We start from the raw sequence: 7,602 nt of genomic DNA on the forward strand, positions 1-7,602 counted from the left end.
CTTTCTCGGTCTATATCTTGAGGCAGGTTTTGGTTCATATTTGTGATACTCCCCCTGAAGTGTCCTCTTGTCAATACTCTGCCACCTGAATCCTTACACAAAAAGTCAATTGTATTGCCAGCAGAATCAACGGCACGATACAGATATTTCCACTTACCTTTAACCTTGATATAGGTTTCGTCAACCCGCCATGAATCATTTGTAGATTTGAGTTGTGAGCGGCATCGTTTTTCTAGCTCTGGTGCATAGGCTTGAACCCATCTATACACAGTTGTATGGTCTACTGATAACCCCCTTTCTGCCATCATCTCTTCTAAATCGCGATAACTCAACGGATACCGAAGATACCATCTGACGCACAGGAGGATGATTTCTGGTTGATAATGTCGCCATTTAAACGGTTGCTTAGGGTTCATCTCTGTAGCATTTAAATCTTTAAGGAGAATATACTACCTGCTTAACACCTGTTTTTGCAACACAACCGACAAAACCCTTATGGGGATTGAGCTAGAAGTCCCGGATCACTCTACCCTATCTCGTCGTTTAAGCAAGTTGTCAGTAGAACTGGCAGTTCTACCAAAGGACAAAGCTGTTCATGTTCTAGTGGATTCAACTGGCGTAAAAGTTTATGGTGAGGGCGAGTGGAAAGTTCGCACACATGGGATTGGTAAAAGGCGGACAGCTGCGCAAGTTGCATTTAGGCGTTGACTCAGAAAGTGGTGAAATTCTGGGTGCGGTGGTGACTACTAATGATGTCGCAGATTGTGAGGTGCTACCAGACATATTGGAGCAGATAGATTCGCCGATAGAACAAGTATCTGGTGATGGTGGCTACGACACATTCGGCTGTTATGACACAATTGCCGAACGAGGAGCAAAAGCGACAATTCCACCTCGCAGTAATGCCAAAATTCAACAAAACTCACACGAGATAGCACAATCGCATCCCAGAGATGAAAACCTGTTAAGAGTGAACCAAGTTGGACGTAAACAATGGAAACAAGAATCTAGTTATCATCGCCGTTCTTTATCCGAAACTGCTATCTTTCGGCTCAAAACCATTTTTGGCGGTAAGTTGAAACGACGTTTTTTTGACAATCAGGCTGTCGAGTTATTTCTACAATCTGCCGCGCTTAATCGCATGATCCAGTTGGGCAAGCCAGACAGTTACAAAGTGGAAAACTAACTTCTGCTCTAATGTTGGATTGGTATGTCTTTTTTTCTTTCATGCAACAAAGCCCAACACAACCATTTTTTATCACCCTTGTTGTAGTAAAACATCATCTTCTACAGGTTGCAGTGGAGTATAATCCCGACACACTAAGAATTCTGGTCTTGGCTTGCCAGAAGGACGCGGAATATTCTCGACGCTGTTATAGGTAATGAGCAATAGTCTACGAGGATAAGGAGATATATTAGGAACCGAGCTATGAGCTATACTGCCGTGAAAGAAGAGAACAGATCCAGCACAACCAACAGGAGCTATTATACCTCCCCTTTCAACGAGTCGAGTTATAGTTGCATTGTCTAGACAGTACTTAAGATTAGCACTGACATTCGCTTCCCAACTAACATCTTCGCCTTCAACTGCGGAGCTATGCATCTCAAATTTGATAAGGCCTTCTTTATGGGAACCTGAAATCAAATACAGCGGACCATTAAACTGATTGACTTCATCCAAGAAGATACCGACATTGATTATTCTAGGTTCTCGCATACCATCTTCCTCATACCAAAATGCATAGTCTTGATGCCAAGGCCAAATATCGCCAGTAAAAGCAGCTTTCATGTTGATCTTGAACTGATAAAGATAGACCGAATCTCCTAAAATTTGTTGAGCAGGTTCTAATAAAAGTGGATGTTGAATCAAGCTCTGGAAAATTTTGCTGTGGATATGAACCCCATGAAAAGCTCGTATCGTTTGGTTGTCGTTTTCCATCATTCGTCCAGAGGGGTTCTCTGGTAATAGTGAAAGTTCTTCGCGTAAAACGTTAACTTCTGCCTCAGAAAAATAATTGGGGAGAAATAACATCCCCTCATCTTCGTACTTTCGTATTTGATCTTGGGTAAGTTTCATGGTAGTTCGCCTTTCTATTTATAATTAGTAGGAATTTAAAATTTTCTGGCATAAAAAACTCTAAACCCCTTGCGATATTTTTCTGACAAATTTCCTAACAGAATCTTATTAAAATGTACCCATACTTAACTTAATAGGGGCAGATTAACTGTTGTATTATAATATCCGCTTCGCATAACTAACTGTAGATTGCATACTAAATTGTTGAAAACTTCAAACTCTAAATGTCGCTCACAAGTCCAACCATTAAAGCAAAAGCGTGTTGGAGAAATGGGAACCAGTGAGATCAATGGTCTGTCTTCTACGAAGAATACAATCTGCCCGTTTAGTAGTCTTATACTTGCATCAAATACACCAGGAATTCCATCATCCGTCTCGAAAATCCCCTTCATCAGACCTGCTGTAATTATAAATTTACATTCAAATTTCTTGAGTTCTTCTTCAGTAAGATTTATTGACTCTTGATGCTCGATGATGCCATTAGCTCTAACTTTACAAACAAAGTCCTCAGGAAATAAGCTTAATACAAAATCATTAATACAGACATCAATGATCATATGTATCCTATCCAAAGAACTGTTATTCATCACCCAGTGAGATTTTGCAAAGTTACCATACCAAAGTTGACCAGCTTCCCACTTACAGTGATCGCCGTCAATCACTATTACTACATCCTCATGAGTAACAAGCGGTATGTGTAAACGTATTTGTCCATATTTAAAGTCATGATAAGTATCACAATGCTCTTGAATAGAAGCCCCTGCTGGCAGCAGAGATAAGCGGATACTTCGTTTATGACATTTTAAGCTGTCAATGATTTCTTTAAAATAAGGAGTATGCTTCAGAATTGCTGTTTCTTCAAATGGCTCTAAACCCGGCCCACCTGGATCAGATTTGTCCCATCTTCCTCCTTGCGATTTTAAACTTAGACCTTTCCACTTGCCATCATGGAAAACTGTCGGGGAAGAACCCCATAAATCTTTGAGCGAAAACGGCTCCTCTGTTATCCAGCTAAAGGAATTGACTATTTTCAGTTCTTCTTGAATTCTTGCAATATCAAAAGACATTTCTAATGGGATAGAAGATGGTAGCTTTTCTGTTTTTAGTTCAACCATTTTTAGACCTCCTAGACTGACTATATTGAGAGATTAACTTGTGACAATATCGGGCAATTCGTGTTCTACTAACCTTAAGGGAGCATATTGATAGGCAATAATAGTCATCAACATAGTTAATGTTCCAAAGACAATAAACATTAGACCAATACCTCGACCGGGCCCGGTACCGATGAGTTTTCCGATATTTCCGGCGAGAGCGCCATTAACTGTCATTAAAGGTTCAAATATTCTGTCTGCTAAAGGGCCAGCAACAAGATAAGCTAAGGGTAAACAGGAGCCACTAATCGCATTCTTAAGAGAGAAAACTCTTCCTTGTACATCAGGAGCAACTTTATTTTGAAAAATTACTTGAGATGAACTGCTGATAAAAGGGAGTCCAAGAAAAAATAGAAAAGCAGCTATGTTAAGCATAAGAATGGAAGGATAAAACCCTGCAACTATCATGGAAAATCCGTTGAGCAGCATGAAGCAGAAAAATATATTGATATAGTTTTGCCGTCCACTTCCCCAAGTACTCATAAACAGTCCGCCTGTTAGCATACCCACACCGCCAAGGGACATGATAGTACCAAGTTGAGCTGAGGAAGCAAAAGAGAGTATTAAGGGATAAATGAGTACTTGAAGAATTCCAACAAAAAAGTTACTACTAGCAAGAAATAATAATAGAGCCAGTAGTCCAGAACGAGCCTTCAGATAATGGAAACCATAAATAGCTTGTGTGAGTAGTGAGGTTTTATTAATTTGCTGGTAACGTGTTACTTTGTGGTGAGGAAATCGAACCAAGAGTAGAGTAGTTAGAGCAAATACAAAACTGCCCAAGTCTACAACAAAAATTCCTGATAGCTGTATGATTCCTAGGAGTACACCACCTAAAATGGGAGAAAAAAGTTGTCCTAAAGCGTATGCTAAATGAGTCATTCCACTGGCTCTACCTAAGTATTTCTTGGGTACTAACAAGGTAGTGGCAGCGCTGTAAGCAGGCCATTGGAATGCACTGAAGCTAGAAATTACTGCACTTGCTAGATATATATGCCAAATTTGTATTTTTCCGGTGACCAGTAAGGCAGCTAAAGTTAGGGTACTTAAAGCTGCACCTGAATCGCTGAGAATCATCACCCAACGGCGGTTCCAACTGTCTACTAAGACACCAGCAAAAGGAGAAATAATGACGCTAGGAAGAGTAGTGAACAGAATTAGAAAAGAGAGCTGGGTAACGGAACCACTCTGCTGATAAACCCAAACATCAAGAGCAAAGTTGCTCAGACTGGATCCCAATAAAGAGACTAGTTGTCCCAACCAGACCACAACGAAAATCGACATTCCTTCAATTTTGAGTGGTTTGGGCATTTGATTTTTCTAATTGATAGATATTGTATGCTTGTTCAAGAGATTTTTGGAGTTTTTGAGCTAGTACCATAACATGAGGCTTACTAAGCATTGATATATGAGTACCAGGAACAAAATTAACTTCCACTTCTCCATCAGCAAACTGACTCCAACCCCACGTTGGATCTTGTAAAAGGCGATCGCAATTTTCCTGTTGAGAATTTCCCTCCTGAGCAAGAAACAGAGTAATTGGAACCGGATAAGTATTGTGTGGCACGTAATCTATTTGAACTTGAGTTTGGAAAACTTGTAATAAGCCACGAACTAATTTGATATCTGCCTGAGGAGGTAAAATGCTAACTATTTCTAACTGTTGCTTGAAATAGTTTATTTGTTCCTCTGATGTAAGAGAAGATAGAGCTTCATGAGATATTTGGAGATTTTCTCCAAACAATTCCTCAGCTATCCCAGCAATTGCATACATCCACCTGGCATTATCCCAACCAGAATAACTAACTTCGAGTTCAGAAGTCGGTGAAGTGTCTAAAATGGCAACATATGCAACAGATTGTCCAATACATCGTAACTGAGTCGCCATTTCAAAAGCGACTCTAGCTCCAAAGGAATGACCTCCCAAGAAATAAGGGCCGACTGGTTGAACTGTCCGAATAGCGTTAATGTATTGGGATGCTATTTCTTCAATGCTCCCAAGAGGTTTTGTTTCACCATCAAAACCCTGTGCTTGTAGACCGTAGAAGGGTTGATCTTCTCCAAGATATTGTGCTAGGTCGTAAAAGTAAAGAGCATTTCCCCCAGATCCAGGAACACAGAAAAAAGGTGGTAATGAACCTTTAGGTTGAATTGGTACTAAAGGAGACCAGAGTTTTTCAGATGAATCAGAACTAAGAACAACCGCCATTTGTTCGATAGTAGGACTTTGGAAAAGGATGGCTAAAGGTAAATTTTTCTGGAATTGTTGTTGAATTCTGGACATTAGACGGACAGCTAGAAGAGAATGACCGCCAAGTTCAAAGAAGTTATCTCGAACCCCCACCGAAGTTATATTAAGAACTTGTGACCAGATTTGAGTTAGTTGAATTTCTATGAGTGTGCGTGGTGCGATATATTTATTTTCTCTGGTAATTTCTGCATCAAGCGCTGGTAGTGCTTTGCGGTCAAGTTTGCCATTGGGTGTAAGAGGTAGAGAGTCTAAGGTGACAAATGCACTAGGCAGCATATACTCTGGTAGCTGTTGTCTGAGGTATTGACGCAATTGACTGATTGTGAGTGATTTGTCCTTAGCAACTATATAGGTGACTAAGCGTTTGCTAGTGTAGATATCCTCAGTGGCAATCACAACAGCTTGTTGGATGTGGGGATGGGTATTGAGGAGTGTTTCAATTTCTCCGAGTTCGATGCGGAAGCCTCGAATCTTGACTTGATGATCGATACGACCAAGAAATTCAATGTTACCATCACGACTATAGCGGGCTAAGTCGCCTGTTTTGTAAAGGCGTTCGGATTTTGAATTATTAAAGGGATTTGGGATAAATTTTTCTTGGGTTAATTCTGGGCGGTTGAGATAGCCTCTAGCTAAGCTATCACCCCCAATGTACAACTCTCCACAAACACCAACCGGAACTGGTTGTAAATGCTCATCTAAGATGTAGATTTGGGTGTTGGTTATTGGTTTACCCATAGGGGGACAAATCGGCCATTTCTGGGGTGGTTGTGTGAAAACGTAGGAAAGTACGACATGGGTTTCAGAAGGGCCGTATTGGTTATAGAATTTACACTGGTCAAAACGGGAAAATAGATTGCTCATCTGTTGGCTAATCTGAAGCTGCTCCCCTGTTGCGATCGCTTCTGTAAGATTGGCAAACAACTGAGGTTGGTCTGCGTAAGCTTCTGCTAATTGCTGCCAAAGCACAACCGGCAGAGTTGCTTTTTGGATTGGGTTTTGTGCAAGGAAATGTACTAATTTATCCAAATCCAGACGATAGTTCTCAGGAATTAAAAACAGTGTACCCCCCGAACACCAAGCAGCAAAGATTTCATGAAAACTGGCATCAAAACTCAGGGAAGCAAACTGAAGGACTCCAACCCCTTTTGCCATTGTTGCTGAATGCCACTCGATGAGGTTGGTGAAGGTGCGATGGCATAGAGCGACCCCTTTAGGTAAACCTGTAGAACCAGAAGTGTAAATCACATAGAGCAAATTCTCAGGCTGCACTTGTGATTGTGGGTTGATGTCAGACTCAGCAGCGATTAACTGCCAGTGAGTATCTAGACAAACGACCTGTGCGGTGTGTGTAGGTAAAGATTCTAGTAACGATTGTTGGGTTAACAAGACTCCAACACTAGAATCCGCCAACATATAACTTAAGCGTTCTTGAGGATAGTTGGGGTCAAGAGGTACACATACTCCTCCAGCTTTAAGTATCCCCAACAATCCCACCATCATCTCTATTGAACGTTCTACACAAATACCAACTAGCACTTCTGGCCCCACTTCCAGAGTTTGTAGATGATGCGCTAGTTGGTTGGCTGTTTGATTTAATTGTTTATAGGTCAACTGCTCTTTATCAAATACCACTGCGATCGCATCCGGTGTTTTCTCTACCTGCTGCTCAAACAATTGATGAATACATTTATGAGAGTACTCACTAGCAGTATCATTCCACTCGGTCAATAACTGATGGCGTTCTGCTTGACTCAACAAAGGTAATTCACCCACCGTCTGTGAAGGATTTTCTACAATTGCTGACAACAAGTTCTGGAAATGCTCAGCCATCTGCTCAATAGTTAACCCATCAAACAAGTCAGTATTGTACTCCCATGACCCCACTAATCCCTGGTTAGTTTCGATGACTGACACTGTCAAATCAAACTTCGCAATTGTGCTTTGTTGATTTAATTGAGTCAAAGTTACACCAGGTAATTTCACTTCTGCCACCGGGGCATTTTGTAATATAAACATTACCTGGAAAAAGGGAGAGTAAGCTAAAGAACGTTGTGGTTGTAGTGCTTCAACTACTTTATCAAAAGGCACATCTTGATTTTCATAAGCTTTGAGTGTGG

The 7,602-nt window shown here is 40.8% G+C and carries 5 protein-coding genes and 1 pseudogene; 1 reads left to right on the plus strand and 5 read right to left on the minus strand.

The window, feature by feature from the left end; genetic code table 11:
- Nucleotides 1–416, minus strand: a 416-nt coding sequence (locus tag HCR01_RS36130; RefSeq protein ID WP_226890034.1) for an IS6 family transposase, incomplete at its 3' end; no start/stop codon positions are given.
- A 76-nt stretch (nt 417–492) separates the two neighbouring features.
- Here HCR01_RS36130 and HCR01_RS36140 point away from each other — a divergent pair.
- Nucleotides 493–1,186: pseudogene (locus tag HCR01_RS36140) on the plus strand (IS5 family transposase); the annotation flags it as partial.
- A gap of 72 nt (nt 1,187–1,258) precedes the next feature.
- Here HCR01_RS36140 and HCR01_RS36145 read toward each other — a convergent pair.
- The 4 genes from HCR01_RS36145 to HCR01_RS36160 all read right to left on the minus strand — a co-directional run.
- Entirely contained in the window at nt 1,259–2,077 is an 819-nt protein-coding gene (locus HCR01_RS36145) for a phytanoyl-CoA dioxygenase family protein (protein WP_193200714.1), read from the minus strand.
- Between the two features lie 125 nt (nt 2,078–2,202).
- Entirely contained in the window at nt 2,203–3,192 is a 990-nt protein-coding gene (locus tag HCR01_RS36150; protein WP_193200715.1) for an aspartyl/asparaginyl beta-hydroxylase domain-containing protein, read from the minus strand.
- A 33-nt stretch (nt 3,193–3,225) separates the two neighbouring features.
- On the minus strand, nt 3,226–4,542 hold the full coding sequence (locus HCR01_RS36155; RefSeq protein WP_193200716.1) for an MFS transporter: 1,317 nt from the start codon (nt 4,540–4,542) through the stop codon (nt 3,226–3,228).
- Nucleotides 4,520–7,602, minus strand: a 3,083-nt coding sequence (locus tag HCR01_RS36160) for a non-ribosomal peptide synthetase (RefSeq protein WP_193200717.1), incomplete at its 5' end; no start/stop codon positions are given. The genes HCR01_RS36160 and HCR01_RS36155, both read right to left, overlap by 23 nt.

The sequence above is a fragment of the Nostoc sp. MG11 genome (assembly GCF_014904695.1).
In the GTDB taxonomy this organism is placed as follows: Bacteria; Cyanobacteriota; Cyanobacteriia; order Cyanobacteriales; family Nostocaceae; genus Komarekiella.